The organism is Nonomuraea maritima, assembly GCF_900100395.1.
In the GTDB taxonomy this organism is placed as follows: domain Bacteria; phylum Actinomycetota; class Actinomycetes; order Streptosporangiales; family Streptosporangiaceae; genus Nonomuraea; species Nonomuraea maritima.
The window spans coordinates 1-25869 of record NZ_FNFB01000018.1; the positions used below are offsets into that span (position 1 = coordinate 1).

The 25869-nt window shown below is 66.1% G+C and carries 34 protein-coding genes; all 34 read left to right on the forward strand.

The window, feature by feature from the left end; all coding sequences use genetic code 11:
• Positions 1 to 120: 120 nt before the first annotated feature.
• The 34 genes from BLR04_RS25045 (at position 121) to rpsK (ending at position 25867) form a co-directional block, all read left to right on the forward strand.
• A complete protein-coding gene (locus BLR04_RS25045) occupies positions 121 to 3996 on the forward strand; it encodes a DNA-directed RNA polymerase subunit beta' (protein ID WP_090769677.1) in 3876 nt (1291 codons plus the stop codon).
• A gap of 2409 nt (positions 3997 to 6405) precedes the next feature.
• Positions 6406 to 6780, forward strand: a complete 375-nt coding sequence (rpsL, locus tag BLR04_RS25050) for a 30S ribosomal protein S12 (protein ID WP_020542315.1) — start codon at positions 6406 to 6408, stop codon at positions 6778 to 6780.
• A gap of 2 nt (positions 6781 to 6782) precedes the next feature.
• The gene (gene rpsG, locus BLR04_RS25055; RefSeq protein WP_020542314.1) at positions 6783 to 7253 is read left to right on the forward strand and encodes a 30S ribosomal protein S7; all 471 of its coding nucleotides are present in this window, start codon (positions 6783 to 6785) and stop codon (positions 7251 to 7253) included.
• Positions 7254 to 7343: 90 nt separating this feature from the next.
• Complete coding sequence (gene fusA / locus BLR04_RS25060) at positions 7344 to 9392, forward strand: elongation factor G (protein ID WP_245740509.1); 2049 nt, start codon at positions 7344 to 7346, stop codon at positions 9390 to 9392.
• A gap of 150 nt (positions 9393 to 9542) precedes the next feature.
• Entirely contained in the window at positions 9543 to 10736 is a 1194-nt protein-coding gene (gene tuf / locus BLR04_RS25065) for an elongation factor Tu (RefSeq protein WP_090769681.1), read from the forward strand.
• A 254-nt stretch (positions 10737 to 10990) separates the two neighbouring features.
• Positions 10991 to 11299, forward strand: a complete 309-nt coding sequence (gene rpsJ / locus BLR04_RS25070; RefSeq protein ID WP_012887830.1) for a 30S ribosomal protein S10 — start codon at positions 10991 to 10993, stop codon at positions 11297 to 11299.
• Between the two features lie 14 nt (positions 11300 to 11313).
• On the forward strand, positions 11314 to 11967 hold the full coding sequence (rplC, locus tag BLR04_RS25075) for a 50S ribosomal protein L3 (RefSeq protein WP_090769683.1): 654 nt from the start codon (positions 11314 to 11316) through the stop codon (positions 11965 to 11967).
• Positions 11964 to 12611, forward strand: a complete 648-nt coding sequence (gene rplD, locus BLR04_RS25080; RefSeq protein ID WP_090769686.1) for a 50S ribosomal protein L4 — start codon at positions 11964 to 11966, stop codon at positions 12609 to 12611. Before rplC ends, rplD begins: the two co-directional genes overlap by 4 nt.
• Positions 12611 to 12913 carry a 50S ribosomal protein L23 gene (gene rplW, locus BLR04_RS25085; RefSeq protein ID WP_080043238.1) on the forward strand — a complete coding sequence of 101 codons (303 nt, stop codon included), beginning with the start codon at positions 12611 to 12613 and terminating at the stop codon, positions 12911 to 12913. Before rplD ends, rplW begins: the two co-directional genes overlap by 1 nt.
• 101 nt (positions 12914 to 13014) lie before the next feature.
• Positions 13015 to 13851, forward strand: coding sequence for a 50S ribosomal protein L2 (gene rplB, locus BLR04_RS25090; protein ID WP_090769688.1), 837 nt, complete (start codon positions 13015 to 13017; stop codon positions 13849 to 13851).
• 11 nt (positions 13852 to 13862) lie between these two features.
• Positions 13863 to 14141 (forward strand): 30S ribosomal protein S19, encoded by a 279-nt coding sequence (rpsS, locus tag BLR04_RS25095; protein ID WP_030451498.1) that lies wholly within the window; start codon positions 13863 to 13865, stop codon positions 14139 to 14141.
• Positions 14142 to 14172: 31 nt separating this feature from the next.
• Positions 14173 to 14526: a 50S ribosomal protein L22 gene (gene rplV, locus BLR04_RS25100; RefSeq protein ID WP_090769690.1), complete on the forward strand. Its 354-nt coding sequence runs from the start codon at positions 14173 to 14175 to the stop codon at positions 14524 to 14526.
• Positions 14526 to 15365: a 30S ribosomal protein S3 gene (gene rpsC, locus BLR04_RS25105; protein WP_090769692.1), complete on the forward strand. Its 840-nt coding sequence runs from the start codon at positions 14526 to 14528 to the stop codon at positions 15363 to 15365. Before rplV ends, rpsC begins: the two co-directional genes overlap by 1 nt.
• Positions 15366 to 15367: 2 nt before the next feature.
• On the forward strand, positions 15368 to 15787 hold the full coding sequence (rplP, locus tag BLR04_RS25110) for a 50S ribosomal protein L16 (protein ID WP_090769694.1): 420 nt from the start codon (positions 15368 to 15370) through the stop codon (positions 15785 to 15787).
• Complete coding sequence (gene rpmC, locus BLR04_RS25115) at positions 15787 to 16023, forward strand: 50S ribosomal protein L29 (RefSeq protein ID WP_090769914.1); 237 nt, start codon at positions 15787 to 15789, stop codon at positions 16021 to 16023. The genes rplP and rpmC overlap by 1 nt, the downstream gene beginning before the upstream one ends.
• The gene (rpsQ, locus tag BLR04_RS25120) at positions 16016 to 16303 is read left to right on the forward strand and encodes a 30S ribosomal protein S17 (RefSeq protein WP_090769696.1); all 288 of its coding nucleotides are present in this window, start codon (positions 16016 to 16018) and stop codon (positions 16301 to 16303) included. Before rpmC ends, rpsQ begins: the two co-directional genes overlap by 8 nt.
• A 190-nt stretch (positions 16304 to 16493) precedes the next feature.
• On the forward strand, positions 16494 to 16865 hold the full coding sequence (gene rplN / locus BLR04_RS25125) for a 50S ribosomal protein L14 (protein ID WP_090769698.1): 372 nt from the start codon (positions 16494 to 16496) through the stop codon (positions 16863 to 16865).
• A gap of 8 nt (positions 16866 to 16873) precedes the next feature.
• The gene (gene rplX, locus BLR04_RS25130; protein ID WP_245740511.1) at positions 16874 to 17167 is read left to right on the forward strand and encodes a 50S ribosomal protein L24; all 294 of its coding nucleotides are present in this window, start codon (positions 16874 to 16876) and stop codon (positions 17165 to 17167) included.
• Positions 17167 to 17742 carry a 50S ribosomal protein L5 gene (rplE, locus tag BLR04_RS25135; RefSeq protein WP_090769702.1) on the forward strand — a complete coding sequence of 192 codons (576 nt, stop codon included), beginning with the start codon at positions 17167 to 17169 and terminating at the stop codon, positions 17740 to 17742. The genes rplX and rplE overlap by 1 nt, the downstream gene beginning before the upstream one ends.
• Before the next feature lie 4 nt (positions 17743 to 17746).
• The gene (locus BLR04_RS25140) at positions 17747 to 17932 is read left to right on the forward strand and encodes a type Z 30S ribosomal protein S14 (RefSeq protein WP_090769707.1); all 186 of its coding nucleotides are present in this window, start codon (positions 17747 to 17749) and stop codon (positions 17930 to 17932) included.
• 160 nt (positions 17933 to 18092) lie between these two features.
• Entirely contained in the window at positions 18093 to 18491 is a 399-nt protein-coding gene (rpsH, locus tag BLR04_RS25145; RefSeq protein ID WP_090769709.1) for a 30S ribosomal protein S8, read from the forward strand.
• Between the two features lie 16 nt (positions 18492 to 18507).
• Positions 18508 to 19050 (forward strand): 50S ribosomal protein L6, encoded by a 543-nt coding sequence (gene rplF / locus BLR04_RS25150; RefSeq protein ID WP_090769711.1) that lies wholly within the window; start codon positions 18508 to 18510, stop codon positions 19048 to 19050.
• A 2-nt stretch (positions 19051 to 19052) separates the two neighbouring features.
• Positions 19053 to 19436 carry a 50S ribosomal protein L18 gene (rplR, locus tag BLR04_RS25155; RefSeq protein ID WP_090769713.1) on the forward strand — a complete coding sequence of 128 codons (384 nt, stop codon included), beginning with the start codon at positions 19053 to 19055 and terminating at the stop codon, positions 19434 to 19436.
• Positions 19437 to 19467: 31 nt separating this feature from the next.
• On the forward strand, positions 19468 to 20097 hold the full coding sequence (gene rpsE, locus BLR04_RS25160) for a 30S ribosomal protein S5 (RefSeq protein WP_090769715.1): 630 nt from the start codon (positions 19468 to 19470) through the stop codon (positions 20095 to 20097).
• Positions 20098 to 20099: 2 nt separating this feature from the next.
• Entirely contained in the window at positions 20100 to 20282 is a 183-nt protein-coding gene (gene rpmD / locus BLR04_RS25165; RefSeq protein WP_080043226.1) for a 50S ribosomal protein L30, read from the forward strand.
• 2 nt (positions 20283 to 20284) lie between these two features.
• On the forward strand, positions 20285 to 20740 hold the full coding sequence (rplO, locus tag BLR04_RS25170) for a 50S ribosomal protein L15 (protein WP_090769718.1): 456 nt from the start codon (positions 20285 to 20287) through the stop codon (positions 20738 to 20740).
• Positions 20741 to 20909: 169 nt separating this feature from the next.
• A complete protein-coding gene (gene secY, locus BLR04_RS25175; RefSeq protein WP_090769720.1) occupies positions 20910 to 22214 on the forward strand; it encodes a preprotein translocase subunit SecY in 1305 nt (434 codons plus the stop codon).
• The gene (locus BLR04_RS25180) at positions 22214 to 22864 is read left to right on the forward strand and encodes an adenylate kinase (RefSeq protein WP_090769722.1); all 651 of its coding nucleotides are present in this window, start codon (positions 22214 to 22216) and stop codon (positions 22862 to 22864) included. Before secY ends, BLR04_RS25180 begins: the two co-directional genes overlap by 1 nt.
• A gap of 108 nt (positions 22865 to 22972) precedes the next feature.
• Positions 22973 to 23782 (forward strand): type I methionyl aminopeptidase, encoded by an 810-nt coding sequence (gene map, locus BLR04_RS25185; RefSeq protein WP_090769724.1) that lies wholly within the window; start codon positions 22973 to 22975, stop codon positions 23780 to 23782.
• Between the two features lie 36 nt (positions 23783 to 23818).
• Positions 23819 to 24229 carry a DUF1707 SHOCT-like domain-containing protein gene (locus BLR04_RS25190; RefSeq protein WP_245740489.1) on the forward strand — a complete coding sequence of 137 codons (411 nt, stop codon included), beginning with the start codon at positions 23819 to 23821 and terminating at the stop codon, positions 24227 to 24229.
• A 228-nt stretch (positions 24230 to 24457) separates the two neighbouring features.
• Positions 24458 to 24679, forward strand: a complete 222-nt coding sequence (gene infA / locus BLR04_RS25195; protein WP_012887858.1) for a translation initiation factor IF-1 — start codon at positions 24458 to 24460, stop codon at positions 24677 to 24679.
• A 24-nt stretch (positions 24680 to 24703) separates the two neighbouring features.
• Positions 24704 to 24817 carry a 50S ribosomal protein L36 gene (gene rpmJ, locus BLR04_RS25200; RefSeq protein WP_003956441.1) on the forward strand — a complete coding sequence of 38 codons (114 nt, stop codon included), beginning with the start codon at positions 24704 to 24706 and terminating at the stop codon, positions 24815 to 24817.
• 219 nt (positions 24818 to 25036) lie between these two features.
• Positions 25037 to 25417 carry a 30S ribosomal protein S13 gene (gene rpsM / locus BLR04_RS25205; protein WP_090769728.1) on the forward strand — a complete coding sequence of 127 codons (381 nt, stop codon included), beginning with the start codon at positions 25037 to 25039 and terminating at the stop codon, positions 25415 to 25417.
• A gap of 45 nt (positions 25418 to 25462) precedes the next feature.
• Complete coding sequence (gene rpsK / locus BLR04_RS25210; protein WP_020542285.1) at positions 25463 to 25867, forward strand: 30S ribosomal protein S11; 405 nt, start codon at positions 25463 to 25465, stop codon at positions 25865 to 25867.
• Positions 25868 to 25869 lie beyond the last annotated feature (2 nt).

The following is a 25869-nucleotide window of genomic DNA, read 5'->3' on the forward strand; positions in this document are numbered from 1 at the left end:
GTCGATCGAGATGCGTGACACCGACGAGGACGTCTTCCGCGCCGCGGAAGAGCTCGGAATCGACCTGTCCCGGCGTGAGCCGAGCAGCGTGGAAGAAGTCTGAGGGGGAGATCGCACACCATGCTAGACGTCAACTTCTTCGACGAGCTTCGGATCGGGCTGGCGACGGCCGACGACATTCGTCAGTGGTCGCACGGCGAGGTCAAGAAGCCGGAGACGATCAACTACCGGACTCTCAAGCCGGAAAAGGACGGGCTCTTCTGCGAGAAGATCTTCGGTCCGACCCGCGACTGGGAGTGCTACTGCGGCAAGTACAAGCGCGTTCGCTTCAAGGGCATCATCTGTGAGCGGTGTGGCGTCGAGGTCACCCGCGCCAAGGTGCGCCGTGAGCGGATGGGCCACATCGAGCTGGCCGCGCCCGTCACGCACATCTGGTACTTCAAGGGCGTCCCTTCGCGCCTCGGTTACCTGCTCGACCTCGCCCCGAAGGACCTCGAGAAGGTCATCTACTTCGCGGCGTACATGATCACGCACGTCGACACCGAGCTGCGTGAGCGTGACCTGCCGTCGCTGGAGGCGAAGATCTCCGTCGAGCGGCAGCACATCGAGCAGCGCCGCGACGCCGACATCGAGGCCCGGCAGAAGAAGCTCGAGGCCGACCTGGCCGAGCTCGAGGCCGCCGGCGCCAAGGGTGACCAGCGCCGCAAGGTTCGTGAGGGCGCCGAGCGCGAGATGCGCCAGCTGCGCGACCGCGCCCAGCGCGAGCTCGACCGCCTCGACGAGGTCTGGAGCCGCTTCAAGAACCTCAAGGTCCAGGACCTCGAGGGCGACGAGCTGCTCTACCGCGAGATGCGTGACCGCTTCGGCCGTTACTTCAAGGGCGGCATGGGCGCGCAGGCGATCCAGGACCGCCTGATCAGCTTCGACCTCGACGCCGAGGCCGAGAACCTGCGCGAGACCATCCGCAGCGGCAAGGGCCAGAAGAAGGCCCGCGCCCTCAAGCGGCTCAAGGTCGTGTCGGCGTTCCTCAACACGACCAACTCGCCGCGCGGCATGGTCCTCGACTGCATCCCGGTCATCCCGCCGGACCTGCGCCCGATGGTGCAGCTCGACGGTGGCCGGTTCGCGACGTCCGACCTGAACGACCTGTACCGCCGGGTCATCAACCGGAACAACCGTCTCAAGCGTCTGCTCGACCTCGGCGCGCCCGAGATCATCGTGAACAACGAGAAGCGGATGCTCCAGGAGGCCGTCGACGCGCTGTTCGACAACGGCCGCCGCGGTCGCCCGGTCACCGGTCCCGGTAACCGTCCGCTCAAGTCCCTCAGCGACATGCTGAAGGGTAAGCAGGGTCGTTTCCGTCAGAACCTGCTGGGCAAGCGAGTCGACTACTCCGGCCGTTCGGTCATCGTCGTCGGCCCGCAGCTCAAGCTGCACCAGTGCGGTCTGCCCAAGCAGATGGCGCTGGAGCTGTTCAAGCCGTTCGTGATGAAGAGGCTGGTCGATCTCAACCACGCCCAGAACATCAAGTCGGCCAAGCGGATGGTCGAGCGCGCCCGCCCCGTGGTGTGGGACGTGCTCGAAGAGGTCATCACCGAGCACCCGGTGCTGCTCAACCGTGCTCCGACGCTCCACCGTCTGGGCATCCAGGCGTTCGAGCCGCAGCTGGTCGAGGGCAAGGCCATCCAGATCCACCCGCTCGTCTGCACCGCGTTCAACGCGGACTTCGACGGCGACCAGATGGCCGTGCACCTGCCGCTGTCGGCTGAGGCCCAGGCCGAGGCACGCATCCTGATGCTCTCGACCAACAACATCCTCAAGCCGGCCGACGGCAAGCCCGTCACGATGCCCACCCAGGACATGGTCATCGGCCTCTACTGGCTGACGACGATGAAGGAGGGCGCGCAGGGCGAGGGTCGCGTGTTCGGCTCGATCGCCGAGGCGCAGATGGCCTTCGACCGTCGCGAGCTGGAGATCCAGGCCCGGGTCCAGATCCGGCTCAAGGACACCCTGCCGCCGCGCGAGTGGGTTGCTCCCGAGGGTTGGGAGCCGGGCGACCCGATCCGGCTCGAGACCACGTTCGGGCGGTGCCTGTTCAACCTGACGCTGCCCGACAGCTACCCCTTCGTCGACTTCCAGGTCGGCAAGAAGCAGCTGTCGCAGATCGTGAACGAGCTGGCGGAGACGTACCCGAAGATCGAGGTCGCCGCCGCGCTCGACGCGCTCAAGGACGCCGGCTTCCGCTGGGCGACCCGCTCCGGTGTCACGATCTCGATCGAGGACGTCGTCGCGCCCCCGAACAAGACCGAGATCATGGAGAACTACGAGCGCCGGGCCGACAAGGTCCAGCGCGAGTACGAGCGCGGTCTGATCACCGACGAGGAGCGCCGTCAGGAGCTCATCGAGATCTGGACGCACGCGACGGCCGACGTCGAGACCGACATGGTCAACGCCTTCCCGGCGACCAACCCGGTCTGGATGATGGTCAACTCCGGTGCCCGTGGTAACAAGATGCAGGTCCGGCAGATCGCCGGTATCCGTGGTCTGGTGTCCAACACCAAGGGTGAGACGATCCCGCGGCCGATCAAGGCCTCGTTCCGCGAGGGCCTGTCGGTGCTGGAGTACTTCATCTCCACCCACGGTCAGCGAAAGGGTCTGGCCGACACCGCCCTGCGTACCGCCGACTCGGGTTACCTGACCCGTCGACTGGTGGACGTGGCCCAGGACGTCATCGTGCGTGAGATCGACTGCGGCACCGACCGCGCGGTCCCGCTCCACGTGGCCGACCGCGACTCCGCGGGCAACCTGGTCAAGGCGGAGAACGCCGAGTCCAACGTGCACGGCCGCATCCTGGCCGAGGACGTCGTGGTCGACGGCAAGGTCATCGTCCCCGAGGGTGTCGACATCAACGACATCCACGTGACGAAGCTGGTCGAGGCCGGCATCGAGACCGTGCGGACGCGCAGCGCGCTCGTCTGCGAGGCCAAGATCGGTGTCTGCGCCAAGTGCTACGGCCGCTCGCTGGCCACCGGCAAGCTCGTCGACGTCGGCGAGGCGGTCGGCATCATCGCCGCCCAGTCGATCGGTGAGCCCGGCACCCAGCTGACCATGCGTACGTTCCACACCGGTGGTGTGGCCGGCGCCGACATCACCCACGGTCTGCCCCGTGTCACGGAGCTCTTCGAGGCGCGCATCCCCAAGGGTGTCGCCCCGATCTCCGAGGCCGAGGGTCGCGTCCGGATCGACGAGACCGACAAGACCCGGAAGATCGTCATCGTCCCGGACGACGGGTCGGAGGAGATCGCGTACCCGGTGTCGATGCGCTCGCGCCTGCTCGTGCAGGAAAGCCAGCGCGTCTCGGTCGGCCAGCAGCTGGTCGCCGGTGCGGTCAACCCCAACGAGGTGCTGCGCATCCTCGGCCCGCGGGCCGTGCAGCTGCACCTGGTGGCCGAGGTCCAGCAGGTCTACCGGTCGCAGGGTGTGTCGATCCACGACAAGCACATCGAGATCATCGTGCGGCAGATGCTCAAGCGCGTGAACGTGCTGGAGTCCGGTGACACCGACCTGCTGCCCGGCGAGCTCGTCGAGCGTCCGCGCTTCGAGCAGATGAACCGCGAGACGGTGGCGGAGGGCGGCTCGCCGGCCGCCGGTCGTCCGGTGCTCATGGGCATCACGAAGGCGTCGCTCGCCACCGAGTCGTGGCTGTCGGCGGCCTCCTTCCAGGAGACGACCAGGGTCCTGACGGACGCGGCGATCCACGCCAAGTCCGACTCGCTCCTGGGCCTGAAGGAGAACGTCATCATCGGTAAGCTCATCCCGGCCGGTACCGGTATGCCGCAGTACCGCAACATCCGGGTGGAGCCCACCGAGGAGGCCAAGGCCGCCATGTACACCGTCGGCGGGTACGACGGCACCGCGGCCGAGTACACGTTCGGCACCGGCAGCGGCGAGGCCGTTCCGCTGGAGGAGTACGACTTCGGTCAGTACAACCGGTGACTTACTGATCGCCTGTAGGTGAAGCGCCCGGGTCCCTCGTCCGAGGGGCCCGGGCGCTCTCGTTTTTCCAGCCTGTAAGGCCAAGCCAAGCCGCCCCCACCCACCGCACGTGGCCGAGGACCTTCCAGGGAGACGCCCGCTGACCCATCACCGGCTCACCCCCGGAACGCCGTCCAGCGGTCCGTCTCGGTGGTCGATAGGTGGTCGCTAGTGCGTACCGCCTCCGCCGTGCCTGCGCTCATCTGCGGTATGTGGTTGAGGGTCTTGCGGGGGCGGCTGCTGACCTGTCACCGGTTCACCATCGCAGCGCCGTCTCGTGGCCCGTCTCGGTGGTTGGGCGGTTGCTAGTGTGTACTGAATCCGCCGTGCAACCGCCCCCACGAGGCCCGCGCCCACCCGCGGCTTGATCACCTTAACCTGGTCGACAGCTGGCGCAGCCCCTCACCCGTCGCCGTCTTGACCGGCTCGGTCGCCCAGTGCAGTCGGGCGTCTAGGTGGCCTAGGCGGCTAACGCGGTCACCGCTTTTTCGCCTGGTTCCAGGACCCTGACGACCCGCTGTTCATGCCCCCACGGTCCATGACGACGTCGACATCGGGCCGGCGAACGCGGGCCTGCGAGGCGAGGTGGTCGTCGGGGTGGTCGGGTTCGTGCGTGGTTGCCTGGCGTATTGCCGTCTTGATCGACCGGGCGCCAGGAACGGTCGGGCGTCTGCATGACTCCCGCCCAGCACCGTCTTGCCGCAACCCGTAGGTGCGACACGATTCCCTCGATCGAGGCGCTTGCGAGGCCGCCGCCGGTCCCGCCCCTTTCGCCAACAGGGCGGCATCTTCCGCCGAGGGGGATGGGTGGCCCTGTCGACACCTCGCCGCTGCCGGCGATCAAGGTCCTGCGTCGGTCCGAGCTGGTGGTTTCGGTGCCCGTCGCGGCATGCCGTGGTCGCCGGTTCCCTTGGCGCGGCTGGCTTCATTGGTGCGATCGAGTCGCAGGTTGGGCTCCGCTGGCTGTGCTGTTTCGCTGGGAGGGCGGCACCCCTCGGCGCGGCGGAGCAGGTGGCCCTGTGGACGCCCCGTCGTTATCGGCTATCAAGGCTCGGCGCCGGGCTGGCGGTTCCAGTGCCTGCCGAGGCGTTCCGTGGTGGTCGGTGCGCTGAGCGTGGCTGGTTCTATTCTCCTGATCGAGTCGTACGTGAGGTGGGTGCCGCTGGCCCTGCGTTTTCGCTGGCAGGGCAGCATCTTTCGCCGGGGTGGGCATGGGCGGCTCCATGGGTACGGCGGCCCTACCGAGGTGCAAGGCCCCGCGCCGGGGGAGAGTTGGAGGGGGGCGATGCCTGCCACGAGCTGCCCTGGCGGTCCAGTCCGCTCTGCGCGGCTGGCTCCATACCTGCGATCGAGTCGTCGCAACGCTGGCCGTGCTCGGTCGCTGGCAAGGCAGTACCTTCCGCTCGGCGAAGCGGGAGGTGCTGTGGACACCGCTGCCCTAGTGGTGAGCAAGGTCCGGGGGCGGGCGGTTCCGGTGCGCATCCCGGCTGGCCATGGTGCCCAGTCCGCTGGGTCCGGATGGCTCCGTTGCTGGTCAGGGGATCGGCGGTTACGGCTGGGTGGCGGCGGTGGGAAGGGCCGGCGAATGTTGGTTCAAGGCGTGGGGGTGCACAGCGGGGTCATGCCCGGTGTGAGCACCCTCGAGTAGAGGCGGCGTTATGGCGCCCCGGGCTCAGGCTTCGTCGAGGTGTTAGGCGGGTGCAGCTGCCGCCATTGCTGCTCGGGATCGAGGAATGGGCCGGGGGCACTCGTTCGGCTGGTTGGGGATGGGACCTGTTCTGGAGCGGTCGCGCGGGTGGCGAGGGGTGGGGCCGTTGGGGGTGGCGAAGCGGTGGGGGATGTTGGCGGCAGGTGGCCAGGGGTGGAACTGCTTGGTGGGGTGGTCGGGTTAGGGCTTGTTGGGGGAGGTGACTCAGTGGCGTGGGACTGATGTTGAGGCTGGGGTGGGTGGGATGGCTGATGGTGGTTTGGGAGTGTTTGGACGCCGGGTGGTTCGGGGGATCGGGTGCGGGAAGCCATGCTGGGCCGTTATCATTGCGGGTGGAGCTGTAGATGGGCTGGATGAAATAGGCCCCGGCGACACGGAGTGGCAAGGACTGTCCGCTTTGCCGCGCCGTTTTGACGTGTCGCATGGGCCTGGGTAGTCTTGAGCATCGTGCCCGACTTCTAACGGGCTCTCGGCCGTGCGCTCATACGAGTGCAGGACGGCCTCCTGGCTCGAAATCCCTCCGGGTGTGTCCTGCGAAGTGCGCGACACGCCCGAGCGCGGGGGCGCCGAGACACGGACAATCAGCAGGTCATGACACCGGCAGTACCTGCGAATGCACGACCCAGTACGTAACACCGGCCAAGGCACGAAACGGAGTGGCAGTGCCCACTATTCAGCAGTTGGTCCGCAAGGGCCGGCAGGACAAGGTCTCCAAGACCAAGACTCCTGCCCTCAAGGGGAGTCCGCAGCGGCGCGGCGTGTGCCAGCGCGTTTACACCACGACCCCGAAGAAGCCCAACTCGGCACTGCGCAAGGTGGCCCGTGTTCGGCTGACGAACGGCATCGAGGTCACGGCCTACATCCCCGGTGTCGGCCACAACCTTCAGGAGCACTCCATCGTGCTCGTGCGTGGCGGTCGTGTGAAGGACCTGCCTGGTGTTCGCTACAAGATCATCCGCGGTTCGCTCGACACCCAGGGTGTCCGCAACCGCAAGCAGGCCCGTAGCCGCTACGGCGCGAAGAAGGAGAAGAGCTAACAATGCCTCGTAAGGGTTCTCCTGGCCGTCGTCAGCTCATGGCTGACCCGGTTTACAGCTCGCCCCTGGTGACCGCCCTTATCAACAAGGTGCTTCTGGACGGTAAGCGCTCCATCGCGCAGTCCATCGTCTACGGCGCCCTCGAGGGTTGCAGGGAGAAGACCGGCAACGACCCGGTCGTCACCCTCAAGCGCGCGCTTGACAACGTCAAGCCCACCCTGGAGGTCCGCAGCCGTCGTGTCGGTGGCGCCACCTATCAGGTGCCCGTCGAGGTGCGCGCCGCGCGCAGCACCACCCTGGCTCTGCGCTGGCTGGTGCAGTACTCCCGCGCCCGCCGCGAGAAGACCATGACCGAGCGCCTCATGAACGAGCTCCTCGACGCCAGCAACGGCCTCGGGGCGAGCGTGAAGAAGCGCGAGGACACCCACAAGATGGCCGAGTCCAACAAGGCCTTCGCCCACTACCGCTGGTAACCCCGGCGGGTTCGACGAGACGACGAGGACGCGAGAGAAGTGGCCACCACGACCGCTCTTGACCTGGCCAAGGTCCGCAACATCGGGATCATGGCCCATATCGACGCGGGCAAGACCACCACGACCGAGCGCATCCTGTTCTACACCGGCATCAACTACAAGATCGGTGAAGTCCACGAGGGCGCTGCCACGATGGACTGGATGGAGCAGGAGCAGGAGCGCGGCATCACGATTACGTCTGCCGCGACGACCTGTGAGTGGACCGGTCACACGATCAACATCATCGACACTCCGGGTCACGTCGACTTCACCATCGAGGTGGAGCGTTCGCTCCGCGTCCTCGACGGTGCCGTCGCCGTGTTCGACGGTGTCGCGGGTGTTGAGCCGCAGTCAGAGACGGTGTGGCGCCAGGCTGACCGCTACAACGTCCCCCGCATCTGCTTCGTGAACAAGATGGACCGGGTCGGCGCGGAGTTCCACCGCTGCGTCGAGATGATGGTCAGCCGCCTGGGCGCGACCCCCGCGGTCATCCAGCTGCCCTGGGGCGTTGAGGCTGACTTCAAGGGCGTCATCGACCTCATCGAGATGAAGGCGCTCATCTGGAGCGCCGAGGCGGCCAAGGGCGAGATGTACGACACCGTCGACATCCCGGCCGACCACGCCGACGCCGCCAGGGAGTGGCGCGACCGGCTCATCGAGACCGTGGCGGAGAACGACGACGAGCTGATGGAGCTCTTCCTTGAGGGCACCGAGCCCACCAAGGAGCAGCTGGTCGCGGCCATCCGCCGCGCCACGCTGAGCAGCGCCATCAACCCGGTGCTCTGCGGCACCGCGTTCAAGAACAAGGGTGTGCAGCCCCTGCTCGACGCGATCGTCGCCTACCTGCCCGCCCCGACCGACATCCCGGCCTTCAAGGGCCATGCGGTCGGCAACGAGGAGAAGGTCGTCGAGCGTCACGCCGACCCGACCGAGCCTTTCTCCGCTCTGGCCTTCAAGATCGCCAGCGACCCGCACCTGGGCAAGATCACCTACATCCGCATCTACTCGGGCACGCTCGAGGCCGGTTCACAGGTCATCAACTCTGTGAAGGGCAAGAAGGAGCGGATCGGCAAGATCTACCAGATGCACGCCAACAAGCGTGAAGAGCGCCCGACGGCGATCGCCGGCCAGATCGTCGCGGTCATGGGTCTGAAGGACACCACGACCGGCGACACGCTGTCCGACCCGACGCACCAGGTCGTGCTCGAGTCGATGACGTTCCCGGCTCCGGTGATCAACGTCGCGATCGAGCCCAAGACCAAGGGCGACCAGGAGAAGCTGTCCACCGCGATCCAGCGGCTGGCCGAGGAGGACCCGTCCTTCCAGGTCCGCCGTGACGAAGAGACCGGTCAGACGGTCATCTGGGGCATGGGCGAGCTTCACCTCGAGATCCTCGTCGACCGTATGCGTCGCGAGTTCAAGGTCGAGGCCAACGTCGGCCGTCCGCAGGTCGCCTACCGCGAGACCATCCGCCGCAAGGTGGAGAAGATTGACTACACCCACAAGAAGCAGACCGGTGGTTCCGGTCAGTTCGCGCGGGTGATCATCAATCTGGAGCCGCTGGGCGAGGGCAACGACGGCTACGAGTTCGAGAACAAGGTCACCGGTGGTCGTGTCCCGCGGGAGTACATCCCGTCGGTCGACGCGGGCGCCCAGGAGGCCGCCGAGTTCGGCGTGCTGGCCGGTTACCCGATGGTCGGCGTGAAGGTTACGCTGACCGACGGTGCGGCCCACGACGTGGACTCCTCGGAAATGGCCTTCAAGATCGCCGGCTCGATGGCCTTCAAGGAGGCCGCGCGCAAGGCGGACGCCGTGCTCCTCGAGCCGATGATGGCCGTCGAGGTCACCACGCCCGAGGACTACATGGGTGACGTCATCGGTGACCTCAACGGTCGCCGGGGGCAGATCCAGGCGATGGACGAGCGGGCCGGCGCCCGTGTCGTCCAGGCGCTCGTGCCGCTGTCTGAGATGTTCGGCTACGTGGGTGACCTGCGTAGCAAGACGCAGGGGCGCGCGAGCTACAGCATGCAGTTCGACTCCTACTCGGAGGTGCCTCCGGGCATCGCCAAGGAGATCGTCGCGAAGGCCCGGGGCGAATAGTTTCCGGTCCGGTCCCGTACGGGGCCGGGCCAGGACTTTGGTCCTGGTCCCTGGTGGGGTGGTGCGAGCCACCCCACCGCCAAGGGGTTCGGGTGTTCCCGGGCCCGAGTGTGTAGACGAAAGTCAGTCAGATTCTCAAGGAGAGAACCAGTGGCTAAGGCCAAGTTCGAGCGGACCAAGCCGCACATGAACATCGGCACCATTGGGCACATCGACCACGGCAAGACCACGCTGACCGCGGCGATCACCAAGGTGCTCCACGACCGTTACCCCGACCTGAACGCCGCGACGCCGTTCGACAAGATCGACAAGGCGCCGGAGGAGAAGGCTCGTGGTATCACGATCTCCATCGCGCACGTCGAGTACCAGACGGAGAAGCGTCACTACGCTCACGTTGACTGCCCCGGCCACGCCGACTACGTCAAGAACATGATCACCGGTGCCGCCCAGATGGACGGCGCCATCCTGGTGGTCGCCGCCACCGACGGCCCGATGCCGCAGACGAAGGAGCACGTCCTCCTGGCCCGCCAGGTCGGCGTTCCCTACATCGTCGTGGCCCTGAACAAGGCCGACATGGTCGACGACGAGGAGATCCTGGAGCTCGTCGAGCTCGAGGTCCGTGAGCTCCTCTCCGCTCAGGAGTTCCCCGGCGACGACCTGCCCGTCGTCCGCGTCTCCGCTCTCAAGGCTCTCGAGGGCGACGAGAAGTGGGCCGACAGCATCATCGAGCTGATGAACGCCGTCGACGAGAACGTTCCCGAGCCCCCGCGTGAGACGGAGAAGCCGTTCCTCATGCCGGTCGAGGACGTCTTCTCGATCACCGGTCGCGGCACCGTCGTCACCGGTCGTATCGAGCGCGGCATCGTCAAGGTCAACGAGCAGGTCGACATCATCGGCATCCGGCCGGAGAAGACGACGACCACCGTCACCAGCATCGAGATGTTCAACAAGATGCTCGACGAGGGTCACGCCGGCGACAACGCGGCCCTCCTGCTCCGCGGCATCAAGCGCGACGACGTCGAGCGCGGCCAGTGCATCATCAAGCCGGGCACGACCACCCCGCACACCGAGTTCGAGGGCCAGGTCTACATCCTGTCCAAGGACGAGGGCGGCCGCCACACGCCGTTCTTCAACAACTACCGTCCGCAGTTCTACTTCCGTACGACTGACGTGACCGGTGTGGTGAACCTCCCCGAGGGCACCGAGATGGTCATGCCGGGCGACAACACCGAAATGCGCGTTGAGCTGATCCAGCCCATCGCCATGGAGGAAGGCCTCAAGTTCGCGATCCGTGAGGGTGGCCGCACCGTCGGCGCCGGTCGGGTCACGAAGATCATCAAGTAGCAAGACCGTCGGGGCGGCGGTCGGCCCCGGGACCCGGGTCCGACCGCCGTACCGCGTCAAGGCTCCACGGCGAACGCCGTGATCCAGCAGTAGCTTCGGCCAGGTGACCGAAGTCACTGCCGGATCACGGAAGAAGTAGGCAGATCGTCAACGTCTGCCTCGTGGGGTCACGCAGGTTCAGACCTGCAACTAGCACAGCGGCAACAGGCCGCACGATACTTTTTCAGACGACAGCGAAGGACACCGAGGCCACTATGGCGGGACAGAAGATCCGCATTCGGCTCAAGGCCTATGACCACGAGGTCATCGACAGCTCGGCCAAGAAGATCGTCGAGACGGTGACGCGGACTGGCGCGAAGGTCGCGGGCCCGGTGCCGCTGCCGACCGAGAAGAACGTGTACTGCGTCATCCGCTCGCCGCACAAGTACAAGGACAGCCGCGAGCACTTCGAGATGCGCACGCACAAGCGGCTGATTGACATCATCGACCCGACCCCCAAGACGGTTGACTCGCTCATGCGGCTCGACCTTCCCGCGGGTGTCGACATTTCGATCAAGCTCTGAGGGAACGCACTGACATGGCTAAGACGATCAAGGGCGTCCTGGGCAAGAAGCTCGGCATGACCCAGGTCTTCGACGCGGACAACCGGATGGTTCCGGTCACCGTGGTCGAGGCCGGTCCGTGCGTGGTGACCCGCGTCCGCACGCCGGAGAAGGACGGCTACTCCGCCATCCAGCTCGGCTTCGGGCAGGTCGACCCCAGGAAGGTCAACAAGCCGCTCGGCGACTACCTGCGTAAGCACGACATCACCCCGCGCCGTTACTTCGCGGAGATCCGCACTGACGACGCGAACGACTACACCCTCGGCCAGGAGCTGCAGGCCGACACCTTCGAGGCCGGCCAGTTCGTCGACGTGACGGGCAAGAGCAAGGGCAAGGGCTTCGCCGGTGTCATGAAGCGGCACGGCTTCGGTGGTCTGGGCGCGTCGCACGGTACGCAGCGCAAGCACCGCTCGCCGGGTTCCATCGGTGGCTGCGCCACCCCGGGCCGCGTTTTCAAGGGTCTGCGCATGGCTGGTCGGATGGGTAACGTCCGCACCACTGTGCAGAGCCTCAAGGTTCACGCCGTGGACGCCGAGAATGGGCTCATCCTCATCAAGGGTGCGATCCCCGGCGCCAACGGCAGTCTGGTCCTCGTTCGCACCGCTGCCAAGAAGGGGGCTGCCAAGTGAGCACCACTATTGACGTCCTCGACGCCAGCGGCGCGAAGACCGGCACTGTTGACCTGCCCGAAGACATCTTCGGCGCCAAGGTCAACGTTCCTCTGATCCACCAGGTGGTCGTGGCTCAGCTCGCCGCTCGCCGGCAGGGCACCCACAAGGCCAAGACCCGTGGTGAGGTCTCCGGCGGCGGCAAGAAGCCGTACCGCCAGAAGGGCACCGGCCGCGCCCGTCAGGGCTCGACCCGCGCGCCGCAGTTCGCCGGCGGTGGCGTCGTCCACGGCCCGGTGCCGCGTGACTACTCGCAGCGCACGCCCAAGAAGATGAAGGCCGCCGCGCTCCGTGGCGCCCTGTCCGACCGGGCCGGCGGCGGTCGCGTCCACGTGGTGAGCTCGCTGGTCACGGGTGAGACGCCCAAGACCAAGGCCACCCTGGAGGCCCTGCGCAAGATCACCCAGGCTCCGCGCGTTCTCGTCGTTGTCGACGCGGACGACGAGCTGACCTGGATGAGCCTGCGTAACGCTCCCGAGGTCCACCTGCTGGACGCCGGGCAGCTCAACACCTACGACGTGCTCGTGCACGACGACGTGGTCTTCACCCAGGAGGCGTACGACCAGGTCGTGTCGCGGCTGAGTGGCGGGAAGGAAGACGCCTGATGGAGAAGATCGCCGACCCGCGCGACATCATCATCAAGCCGGTCGTCTCTGAGAAGAGCTACGGCCTGATCGATGAGAACAACAAGTACACGTTCCTGGTGAAGAAGACCGCGAACAAGACCCAGGTCAAGATTGCTGTTGAGCAGATCTTCGGGGTCAAGGTCACCAGCGTGAACACCATCAACCGGCAGGGTAAGCGCAAGCGCACCCGCACCGGTTACGGCAAGCGTCCCGACACCAAGCGCGCGATTGTGAGCCTGGTCGAGGGCGATCGGATCGACATCTTCGGTCAGATCGGCTAGCAGCCATAGAACGGAGCGGGCCGCGAGGCCCGCGGGGTGAGACCGTCGCATTTCGGTGCGGCGGGCTCACCCATGTAACCGACGAAGGATGAACGAAAAAGATGGGCATCCGTAAGTACAAGCCGACGACCCCGGGTCGCCGCGGGTCGAGTGTCTCGGACTTCTCCGAGATCACCCGCAGCACGCCCGAGAAGTCGCTGCTTGCGCCCCTTCACAGCAAGGGCGGCCGCAACGTACACGGCCGAGTCACCGCGCGCCACCAGGGCGGCGGTCACAAGCGCGCCTACCGGATCATCGACTTCCGTAGGCATGACAAGGACGGCATCCCGGCCAAGGTCGCTCACATCGAGTACGACCCGAACCGCACCGCCAACATTGCTCTGCTGCACTACGCCGACGGCGAGAAGCGCTACATCATCGCGCCGACCGGCCTCAAGCAGGGCGACCGAATCGAGAACGGCCCCGCCGCCGACATCAAGCCGGGCAACTGCCTGCCGCTGCGCAACATCCCGACCGGTACCTTCATCCACGCGGTGGAGCTCCGTCCGGGTGGCGGCGCCAAGCTCGGCCGCTCCGCGGGAGCCCAGATCCAGCTGCTCGCCAAGGAAGGCCAGTACGCCACCCTGCGTATGCCGTCCGGTGAAATGCGCATGGTTGACGTGCGCTGCCGGGCGTCGGTCGGCCAGGTCGGCAACGCCGAGCAGGCCAACATCAACTGGGGTAAGGCCGGCCGTATGCGGTGGAAGGGCAAGCGCCCGACCGTTCGCGGTGTCGCGATGAACCCCGTCGATCACCCGCACGGTGGTGGTGAGGGCAAGACCTCCGGCGGTCGCCACCCGGTGAACCCGAAGGGCAAGCCCGAGGGCCGCACCCGCCAGGCCAACAAGGCCAGCGACCGGCTGATCATTCGTCGTCGGAGCAAGAGGAAGAAGCGGTAGGAGCAGCCGAGATGCCACGTAGCCTTAAGAAGGGTCCTTTCGTGGACGACCACCTTCAGAAGAAGGTGGACGCCCAGAACGAGAAGGGCACCAAGAACGTCATCAAGACGTGGTCACGGCGCTCCATGATCGTTCCCGACATGCTCGGGCACACGATCGCCGTGCACGACGGCCGCAAGCACGTCCCGGTGTTCGTCACCGAGTCGATGATCGGCCACAAGCTCGGAGAGTTCGCCCCCACGCGGACGTTCCGCAGCCACGTCAAGGAAGACCGGCGCAGCCGGCGATAGACGCCTTCAGAAGCATCAAGAGGAGTAAGCGATGGAAGCCAGGGCCCAGGCGCGGTTCGTCCGTGTCACGCCCATGAAGGCCCGCCGCGTGGTGGACCTTATTCGCGGGCTGCCCGCTTCGGAGGCGCAGGCCGTGCTGCAGTTCGCTCCCCAGTCTGCGAGCGAGCCGATCTACAAGGTGCTCAGCAGCGCCATGGCGAACGCTGAGCACAACTTCAACCTCGACCCGAACACGCTCGTCGTGAGCCGTGCGTGGGTCGACGAGGGCCCGACGCTGAAGCGGTTCCGCCCGCGTGCACAGGGTCGCGCCTATCGGATCAACAAGCGGACGAGCCACATCACCGTGATCGTGGAGTCCCGCGAGCCGAAGGGAAGGACCCGATAGTGGGCCAGAAGGTTAACCCGCACGGGTTCCGCCTCGGCATCACGACCGACTTCAAGAGCCGGTGGTACGCCGACAAGCTGTACAAGTCGTACGTCGCCGAGGACGTCGCGATCCGCCGCATGCTCCAGAAGGGCATGGAGCGGGCCGGCATCTCCAAGGTCGAGATCGAGCGCACGACCGACCGCGTGCAGGTGGACATCCACACCGCGCGTCCGGGCATCGTGATCGGCCGGCGCGGCGCCGAGGCTGACCGCATCCGCGGCGACCTCGAGAAGCTGACCAAGAAGCAGGTCCAGCTGAACATCCTCGAGGTCAAGAACCCCGAGATCGACGCCCAGCTCGTCGCGCAGGGCGTGGCCGAGCAGCTGTCCAGCCGTGTCTCGTTCCGCCGCGCCATGCGCAAGGCGATGCAGTCGGCCATGAAGTCCGGCGCCAAGGGCATCCGTGTCCAGTGCTCCGGTCGTCTGGGCGGCGCCGAGATGTCGCGGTCGGAGTTCTACCGTGAGGGTCGCGTGCCGCTGCACACGCTCCGCGCGGACATCGACTACGGCTTCTACGAGGCCCGTACGACCTTCGGCCGCATCGGCGTGAAGGTCTGGATCTACAAGGGTGAGGCTCCGACGAGCCGCGCCGAGCGTGAGGCCGCCGCTGCCGGTGCCCGCGCCGGCCAGCGTCGCGAGCGTGACGACCGCCGTGGTGGCGGTGACCGTCCCCGTCGTGGTGGCGCCGGTGGCGCTCGCCGTGGCGGCGGCCGTGACCGCGCCCCCCGTACCGAGGCCGCCACGCAGGCGGCCCCTGAGACCGGCCCGGCTGCGCAGCCGGGTGCTGAAGGGAGCTGACCATGCTGATCCCGCGCAGGGTCAAGCACCGCAAGCAGCACCGGCCTGACCGCAGCGGAGCCGCCAAGGGCGGCACCCGGGTCGTGTTCGGCGAGTTCGGCATCCAGGCGATTGAGCACTCCTACGTGACCAACCGCCAGATCGAGTCGGCTCGTATCGCGATGACCCGTCACATCCGCCGTGGCGGCAAGGTGTGGATCAACATCTACCCCGACCGTCCGCTCACCAAGAAGCCGGCCGAGACCCGCATGGGTTCCGGTAAGGGTTCGACCGAGTGGTGGATCGCCAACGTCAAGCCCGGACGCGTCATGTTCGAGCTGTCCGGCGTGGCGGAGCCGATCGCGCGCGAGGCGCTTCAGCGCGCGATCCACAAGCTCCCGATGAAGTGCAAGATCGTTAAGCGTGAAGTGGGTGAGGCGTGATGGCTAAGGGCCTGACCGCCGGGGAGCTGCGGCTCGAGGACGAGGCCACCCTCGTCCAGAAGCTGAAGGAGGCGAAGGAGGAACTGTTCAACCTTCGCTTCCAGTCGGCGACCGGTCAGTTGGAGAGCCACGGGCGGCTGCGCGCCGTCCGCCGCGAGATCGCCCGTATCTACACCGTGATGCGCGAGCGTGAGCTTGGCATCGTCACGGTTGAGAAGGAGTCGAGCGATGGCTGAGACCGAGACCAACGAGACGACCGCCGAGCAGCGGCACTTCCGCAAGGTGCGTGAGGGCCTCGTCGTCAGCGACAAGATGGACAAGACCGTCGTCGTCGCCGTCGAGGACCGCGTCAAGCACCGTCTGTACGGCAAGGTCATCCGCCGTACGACCAAGTACAAGGCGCACGACGAGGCCAACGCCTGCGGCGTCGGCGACCGCGTGCTCCTGATGGAGACCCGCCCCCTCTCCGCCACCAAGCGGTGGAGGGTCGTGGAGATCCTGGAGAAGGCCAAGTAGGCCTGCGGCTATTACGCGCCTCGTGGGGGCTCTGAGAGCCCCCATGACGGTGTCCAAGGACACGAGGCCGGCTTCGGCCTCGTGTCGCCTGTGGTGCGGCTCCTCGCGGAGTTGTGGCCGTGGGAACAAGACAACGACAGGTTCCGCCAGGCTCAGCGATGAGAACCGGCGCGACTAACAGGAGTTATACGTGATCCAGCAGGAGTCGCGGCTCAAGGTCGCCGACAACACGGGTGCCAAGGAGATCCTTTGCATCCGTGTTCTCGGTGGCTCTGGCCGACGCTACGCCGGTATCGGCGACATCATCGTCGCCACTGTCAAGGACGCGCTGCCGGGCAGCACGGGCGTCAAGAAGGGCGACGTGGTCAAGGCCGTCGTCGTCCGCACGGTCAAGGAGCGCCGCCGGCCCGACGGCTCCTACATCCGCTTCGACGAGAACGCCGCCGTCATCATCAAGGACAGCGGTGACCCTCGTGGCACTCGTATCTTCGGCCCGGTCGGCCGCGAGCTGCGCGACAAGAAGTTCATGCGCATCATTTCGCTCGCTCCGGAGGTGCTGTGATGCCGAAGCTGCATGTGAAGAAGGGTGACCTGGTTCAGGTCATCGCGGGCAAGGACAAGGGTGCCAAGGGCCGTGTGATCGCCACGCTGCCGCGCGAGGACCGCGTGGTGGTCGAGGGCATCAACATGATCAAGAAGCACTCGAAGGAGACCCTGCAGGGCCCGCGCGGCGCCAAGACCGGCGGCGTGCAGACCCTCGAGGGCCCGATCCACGTCTCGAACGTGAAGAAGCTCAAGGACGACAAGCCCGCCGAGAAGAAGGCCGACGTCAAGAAGGCCGACGAGACGGGTGAGGACAGCTGATGACTGCCACGACCACTGAGACCGAGCGCCCGACGCCGCGACTCAAGACGAAGTACCGCGAGGAGATCGCGGCCCAGCTTCGCGAGCAGTTCGGCATCGAGAACGTCATGCTGATCCCGGCCCTGACCAAGATCAAGGTCAACATGGGTGTGGGCGAGGCGGCTCGTGACTCCAAGCTCATCGAGGGTGCTGTCCGCGACCTCACCGCGATCACCGGCCAGAAGCCGGCCGTCGTCCGGGCCCGCAAGTCCATCGCGCAGTTCAAGCTGCGTGAGGGCATGCCGATCGGCGCGCACGTCACGCTGCGCGGCGACCGCATGTGGGAGTTCCTCGACCGGCTGCTGGCGCTCGCGCTGCCCCGTATCCGGGACTTCCGTGGTCTGTCGCCGAAGCAGTTCGACGGCAACGGCAACTACACGTTCGGTCTGACCGAGCAGGTCATGTTCCACGAGGTCGACCAGGACAAGGTCGACCGGCCGCGGGGCATGGACATCACGATCGTGACCACCGCGAAGAACGACGAACAGGGCCGGGCGCTGCTGAAGCTCCTCGGGTTCCCCTTCAAGGAGGCCTGATCCAATGGCGAAGAAGTCGCTGATCGCCAAGGCGGGGCGCAAGCAGAAGTTCGAGGTCCGGGCCTACACGCGGTGCACGCGCTGCGGCCGTCCGCGCGCGGTCTACCGCAAGTTCGGCCTCTGCCGCGTGTGCTTCCGTGAGATGGCGCACCGGGGCGAGCTGCCCGGCATCACCAAGTCGAGCTGGTAGATACCCTGGGGGACGGCCACGTGTCGTCCCCTGGGTGATTACCCGGCCACACATATTTCAGGTAAAAGCAGGACGCGTTCGCGTCCATGACCGCGCCGAAGGTCCACCGGTAGAGCTCAGCTTGGCCGACTGGAAACCGCGGCGAGGAAGGCCACTGGCCATGACGATGACCGATCCGATCGCAGACATGCTGACGCGTCTGCGAAACGCGAATTCGGCGTACCACGACAGCGTGTCGATGCCGTACTCGAAGATCAAGGCGCACATCGCCGAGATCCTCCAGCAGGAGGGTTACATCCAGTCCTGGACCGTCGAAGACGCCAAGGTTGGAAAGAACCTCGTGGTGGAGCTCAAGTTCGGGCCTACCCGTGAGCGGTCGCTCGCGGGCCTGCGCCGGGTTTCCAAGCCCGGTCTGCGGGTTTATGCGAAGAAGGACAACCTGCCTCGAGTCCTGGGCGGACTGGGCGTCGCGATCATCTCGACGTCCCACGGCCTCATGACCGACAAGCAGGCCGGCAAGCGTGGCGTGGGCGGGGAAGTCCTCGCCTACGTCTGGTAGAGGGGAGGAACACAGCATGTCGAGAATCGGACGGCTGCCCATCCCTGTGCCCAGTGGCGTAGACATCACGATCACCGGCCAGGATGTCCAGGTCAAGGGCCCGAAGGGCACGCTCACTCACACGGTCGCCGAACCCATCAAGGTCGCGCGCGACGACGACGGCGCCGTCGCCGTCACCCGGCCGAACGACGAGAACAAGGTGCGTGCGCTGCACGGCCTGTCGCGGACGCTGATCGCCAACATGGTGCAGGGCGTCACGCAGGGCTACTCCAAGAGCCTTGAGATCGTCGGCGTCGGTTACCGCGTCCAGGCCAAGGGGCCGAACCAGCTGGAGTTCTCCCTGGGCTTCAGCCACCCGGTCATCGTCGACGCCCCCGAGGGCGTCTCCTTCCGCGTCGAGAAGCCGACCCTGTTCCACGTGGACGGCATCGACAAGCAGAAGGTCGGCGAGGTCGCGGCCAACATCCGCAAGCTGCGCAAGCCCGACCCGTACAAGGGCAAGGGCGTGCGCTACCAGGGCGAACAGATCCGCCGCAAGGTCGGAAAGGCTGGTAAGTAGGCATGGCTCCGAAGACTGCGTTCGGCAAGCACACGGCTGCCCGCACCGTCTCGCGGGCCCGCCGTCACCGCCGCGTCCGCAAGTTCGTCTTCGGTACGGTCGAGCGTCCGCGCTTGGTCGTCAACCGATCGACGCGTCACATGTTCGTCCAGATCGTCGACGACACTGTCGGCCACACGCTGGTGAGCGCGTCCACCATGGACCCCTCGCTGCGCGCCCTCGAGGCGGACAAGACCGAGAAGGCGAAGAAGGTCGGCGAGCTCCTCGCTCAGCGGGCCAAGGAAGCCGGTATCACCAAGGTCGTCTTCGACCGCGGTGGCAACCGCTACGCGGGGCGCATCGCCGCGCTGGCGGACAGCGCCCGCGAAGGTGGGCTCGAATTCTGATGACCGCAAATGCTGAGATGAGGAACCACTGATGGCTGCAGCTCCGCGTCGCGGTGGCGGCACCGGTGGCGAGCGGCGGGACCGTCGTGACGATCGCCGCGGTGGCGCCGCCGACAAGGGCGTCTCGTACATCGAGCGCGTAGTGAAGATCAACCGAGTGGCCAAGGTCGTGAAGGGTGGTCGTCGCTTCAGCTTCACCGCCCTCGTCATCGTCGGTGACGGCAACGGCCTGGTCGGCGTCGGCTACGGCAAGGCCAAGGAAGTGCCCGCGGCCATCGCCAAGGGCGTCGAAGAGGCGAAGAAGCACTTCTTCAAGGTGCCTCGCATCCAGGGCACGATCCCGCACACCGTGCAGGGCGAGGAGGCGGCCGGTGTCGTCTTCCTGCGTCCGGCCTCGGCCGGTACCGGCGTCATCGCCGGTGGCCCGGTGCGCGCGGTCCTGGAGTGCGCCGGCATCCACGACGTGCTCTCGAAGTCGCTCGGCTCCGACAACCCGATCAACATCGTGCACGCCACCGTGGCTGCTCTGAAGGGGCTCTCGCGTCCCGAGGAGATCGCCGCCCGCCGTGGCCTGCCGATCGAGGACGTCGCCCCGGCCCGGATGCTGAAGGCTCAGCGTGAGGGTCTCGCCGAGGCGGCGGCCGTGAAGGCGGTGAGCTAGTCATGGCACGCCTGAAGATCACTCAGGTTCGCTCGAAGATCGGTGGCAAGCAGAACCAGCGCGACTCGCTGCGTTCGCTTGGCCTGAAGCGAATCGGCGATGTCGTCGTCAAGGAGGACCGGCCCGAGATTCGCGGCATGGTCTCCGTGGTGACGCACCTCGTCGAGGTGGAAGAGGTCGACTAGTCATGACTGACAAGGCTCCGCTGAAGATTCACGACCTGCGTCCCGCCCCCGGTGCCAACAAGGCCAAGGTCCGCAAGGGTCGCGGCGAGGCGTCCAAGGGCAAGACGGCCGGTCGCGGTACGAAGGGCAGCCGCGCCCGTACGACGGTCCCCCTCGGTTTCGAGGGTGGCCAGGTGCCGCTGCAGAGGCGTCTGCCGAAGCTCAAGGGCTTCTCGAACGCCCTGTTCAAGACGACCTACCAGGTCGTCAACCTCGACAGGCTCGGCGAGCTGTTCCCCGAGGGTGGCGAGGTCACCGTCGAGGCGCTGGTCGCCAAGGGTGCTGTCCGTAAGAACCAGCTCGTCAAGGTGCTCGGCACCGGCGAGATCTCCGTCGCGGTGAACGTGCAGGCTCACGCCTTCTCGTCGTCCGCGAAGGAGAAGATCGCCGCTGCCGGTGGATCCGTTACCGAGCTGTAAAGACGCTATGACGAGGCGTGGGGGCTTTGACAAATGCCCCCACGCCCGTAGTGCGTTAGAGTTCGCGAGACGGCAGGATTCTGTCCGGCTCGTTTGACATGAGACTTCAGATGGCAGATCCCCGCACCATCGCTTACTCACACCGCCGTAAAGGCGCGCAGGAGGGACCGTGCTGACCGCGTTTACCCGGGCGTTCCGGACACCGGACCTGCGCAAGAAGTTGCTCTTCACCCTGGGCATCATCGCGCTGTTCCGTCTCGGCTCGGTTCTTCCGACCCCGGGAGTCCACGTCCAGAACCTGGCCGCCTGTTTCGACCAGGCCCGCCAAGGCCAGACCGGCAACATCTACGGAATGGTCCAGCTGTTCAGCGGCGGTGCGCTGCTGAAGTTGTCGGTGTTCGCTCTGGGCATCATGCCGTACATCACCGCGAGCATCATTCTGCAGTTGCTCGTCGTCGTGATCCCGCGGCTCGAGGCTCTCAAGAAGGAAGGCCAGGCGGGACAGACCAAGATCACGCAGTATACGCGTTACCTCACCATCGGTCTCGCGGTGCTGCAGTCGACGGCCTTCATCGCCCTGGCCCGTACCGGTCAGCTGTTCCCGAACTGTCAGCAGAACGTGCTGCTCGACCCCGACGACATCTTCGGCATCGTCACGATGGTCATCATCATGACGGCCGGCACGTCCGTCATCATGTGGCTCGGTGAGCTCATCACCGACCGCGGCGTCGGCAACGGCATGTCCATCCTGATCTTCACCCAGGTCGTGGCGGTCTTCCCGTCCGAGCTGGCCAACATCTTCCAGGCGAACAAGTTCACCTTCGTGGTCGTCATGGTCGTCGGCATCTTCATGATCGCGGCCGTGGTCTTCGTGGAGCAGGCTCAGCGCCGCATCCCCGTCCAGTACGCCAAGCGCATGGTCGGACGCCGGATGTACGGCGGCACCTCCACCTACATCCCGCTGAAGGTCAACCAGGCCGGCATCATCCCGGTCATCTTCGCCTCGTCGCTGCTGTATCTGCCGCAGTTGCTCACCTCGCTGTTCCAGACGAGCGACAACACCGTGATCACCTGGATCGCGCAGCACCTCGCCACCGGCGACACCCCCATCTACATGGGGACGTTCTTCCTCCTGATCATCTTCTTCACGTACTTCTACGTCGGCATCACGTTCAACCCCCCTGAGGTCGCCGACAACATGAAGAAGTACGGTGGATTCATTCCGGGCATTCGCCCCGGCCGTCCGACGGCTGAATACCTGAGCTTCGTGCTCAACCGTCTGACGGCGCCCGGCGCGCTGTATCTGGGTCTCATCTCCATGGTCCCGATCGTCGCGCTGGCGGTGTCGGGCGCGAGCCAGAACTTCCCGTTCGGAGGGACGAGCATTCTGATCATGGTTGGTGTCGGACTTGACACGGTGAAGCAGATCGAGAGCCAGCTGCAGCAGCGTAATTACGAAGGCTTCCTGCGGTAGTGCGTCTCGTTCTCGTCGGGCCCCCCGGAGCGGGTAAGGGGACTCAGGCCCAGTTCATCGCATCGAACCTGTCGATCCCGAAGATTTCGACAGGGGACATCTTCCGTGCCAACGTCTCGGGTGGCACGGACCTTGGCAAGCTGGCCAAGACGTACATGGACCGCGGCGACCTGGTGCCCGACGAGGTCACCATCGCCATGGTCCGCGACCGTCTGTCCGAAGACGACGCGCAGGACGGCTTCCTGCTCGACGGCTTCCCGAGGAATGTCGCGCAGGCGGAGATCCTGCGCGACATGCTCAAGGACTGGGGCCTCGCCCTCGATCTCGTCCTCGAACTCGTGGTCGACGACGACGAGGTGGTCAGGCGGCTGGCCGGCCGCCGCACCTGCAGCCAGTGCGGTCGCATCTGGCACGTCGACTTCGACGACAAGAAGGACGACAGGTGCGACGCGTGCGGAGGCACGCTCTTCCAGCGTGACGACGACAAGGAGGAGACCGTCCGGCACCGGCTGGAGGTCTACCAGCAGCAGACTGCGCCGCTGGTCTCCTACTACGCCGCCGAGCAGATTCTCGTGGGCGTGGACGCGACCGGTCCGGTCGAAGAAGTCACGCGGCGGGCGATGGACGCGATCAGGCCGTACATGGCTTAACGCCTTTTGACCTATTTGCGGAGGTGGCACGGGTTTCCGTGCCACCTCGCGGCTATTGTGGGGGAGATTGGGCCCCCAGAGCGGCCCGTTGAGACCCAGGGGGGCGGAATGTTCAAACGCAACAAGCACGGGATCCAGATCAAGAGCCCGGAGCAGCTCGAGAAGATGCGTGCGGCGGGCCTGGTGGTGGGGCGCACGCTCGACCTGCTCAAGCGGTCGGTGGAGCCGGGGATGACGCCGCTCGACCTCGACGGCATCGCCGAGAAGGCGATCAGGGACGAGGGTGCGATCCCGTCGTTCAAGGGCTACCAGGGGTTCCCTGCCACGATCTGCGCGTCGGTCAACAACGAGGTGGTGCACGGCATCCCGACCGCCGCCAGAAAGCTCCAAGAGGGCGACATCATCTCGATCGACTGCGGCGCGATCCTCGACGGCTGGCACGGCGACTCGGCCGTCACGGTGCCGGTGGGGGAGGTCGACGCGAAGCTCATCGAGCTGATGCGCGTCACGGAGGAGTCCATGTGGCGCGGCATCGCCGCGCTGACGCCCGGCCGGCACCTGTCCGACATCGGCCACGAGGTGGAGCGCTACGTCAAGTCGCAGGGTCGCTTCGGCATCCCGCCGGAGTACGGCGGGCACGGCATCGGCACCGAGATGCACATGGACCCGTGGATCGCCAACCACGGCAAGCCCGGCCGGGGGCCGGTGCTCGAGGTCGGCATGTGCGTGGCCGTCGAGCCCATGGTCAACCTCGGCACCGAGCGCACGCGCGTGCTGGCCGACGAGTGGACCGTTGTCACGGTTGATGGCAAACATTCCGCACACTTCGAACACAGCGTCGCTGTGACACATAATGGACCTTGGGTGCTTACCGCCCTCGATGGGGGCAAGGAGCGCTTGGCCCAGCTGCTTAACTAACCCCCGGGAGTGGGTGGGATGGCGAACAGCCCAGAGATGCGAGCCTCCGATGCGGACCGCGATCGCGTCGCCGCCGTCCTGCGTGAGCACACCGCTCAGGGCCGTATCACCATGGACGAGTTCCACGAGCGGTTGGAGCGGCTCTACGAGAGCCGCACCTACGGTGAGCTCGCCAAGCTGACCTCCGACCTGCCCGACGTCGACCTGCGCAACCTGCCCGCCAAGAAGAGTGAGGAGCCCGCGAAGCGCGCGGGGATGCACTCCGGCATGCGCGCGGCGTGGGGTGTCTGGGCGGTCGCCAGCAGCATCAACTGGGTGGTCTGGTTCATCGTGAGCCTCACCTCCGATGGCGAGGTCCATCCCTGGCCGCTGTGGGTCATGGGGCCGTGGGGCGTGATCCTGCTGATGAGCACGGTCTTCGGCGGCAACGGGGGGAAGCGCCCGTAGGGTGACCCCGGCATTCGCCACGTGAGGTAAACTGCTGCGTGGTTGTGTCAGGACACCTGGCACGCGTTTCGCGTTTTGTGCCAGGGTGTCGTACACTCCTTAGTCGGCTCACTATGACTATCACGCGTCGACGGCCGATGCCGGCTGTCGCTCTCTTCGAAGCGTGAAGGTCGCGGCTGCGTAGTGAACCGGAGCCTCAGACGACCGATCAGTGAAACGCGAGGAATTTTGGCCAAGAAAGACGGCGCCATCGAGATCGAGGGCACTGTGGTCGAGTCGCTCCCGAACGCCATGTTCCGGGTGCAGCTCGACAACGGCCATAAGGTCCTGGCCCACATCAGCGGACGGATGCGGATGCACTACATCCGAATCCTGCCGGACGACCGGGTTGTCGTTGAACTGAGCCCCTACGACCTCAGTCGTGGGCGGATCGTCTACCGATACAAGTAAGAACGTCTGAGGACACAAGGGACAATGAAGGTAAAGCCGAGCGTCAAGAAGATCTGCGACAAGTGCAAGGTGATCCGCCGGCACGGTCGCGTCATGGTGATCTGCGACAACCTGCGCCACAAGCAGCGCCAGGGCTAGTCGCCGCAAGGCTCCTCCGAGTCCGCCCCAGTAGGGAGCGGACTCGACGCATGAGGAGCCTCGAAACAGTAGTCGTGTCCCACACCCGGGCAGGCGCGTCTCGTCGAGGCGTGAACCACTCGGGCGACCCCCGGTCGGAGGCCGGGGCCCTCACCCCGGGCATTGGGGAGGGGTAGTGGGGCGCAAGACCTCCGCCACAACGAAGGAGAATGCCCGACCATGGCTCGCCTGGTTGGCGTCGACCTCCCCCGCGAAAAGCGGCTGGAGATCGCTCTCACCTACATCTACGGAATCGGCCGCACCCGCGCCCTCGAGATCCTCGAGGCGACCGGCGTGAGCGGCGACCTCCGCGTCCACCAGCTCTCCGACACTGAGCTCGTCCCGATGCGTGACTACATCGAGGCGAACTACAAGATCGAAGGAGACCTGCGCCGCGAGGTCCAGGCCGACATTCGTCGCAAGATCGAAATCGGCTGCTACCAGGGCATCCGACACCGCAAGGGCCTGCCGGTCCACGGTCAGCGCACGCAGACCAACGCGCGTACCCGTAAGGGCAAGAAGAAGACCGTCGCCGGCAAGAAGAAGCCCGGTAAGAAGTAGTCCACGCAGCCGCGGGACCGAAGACCTCAGGAGTGAAGGCACAGAATGCCTCCTAAGAGCCGTCAGGGTGCGCCGAAGAAGGTGCGCCGCAAGGAGAAGAAGAACGTCGCTCACGGGCACGCCCATATCAAGAGCACGTTCAACAACACGATCGTCTCGATCACCGACCCGAACGGGAACGTGATCTCCTGGGCCAGCGCCGGCCACGTGGGTTTCAAGGGCTCTCGTAAGTCCACCCCGTTCGCCGCGCAGATGGCCGCTGAGAACGCCGCCCGCCGCGCCATGGAGCACGGCATGCGCAAGGTTGACGTCTTCGTCAAGGGTCCCGGCTCCGGCCGTGAGACCGCGATCCGCTCGCTGCAGGCCACCGGCCTCGAGGTGGGCTCGATCCAGGACGTCACCCCGGTTCCGCACAACGGTTGCCGTCCGCCCAAGCGCCGCCGCGTCTGACC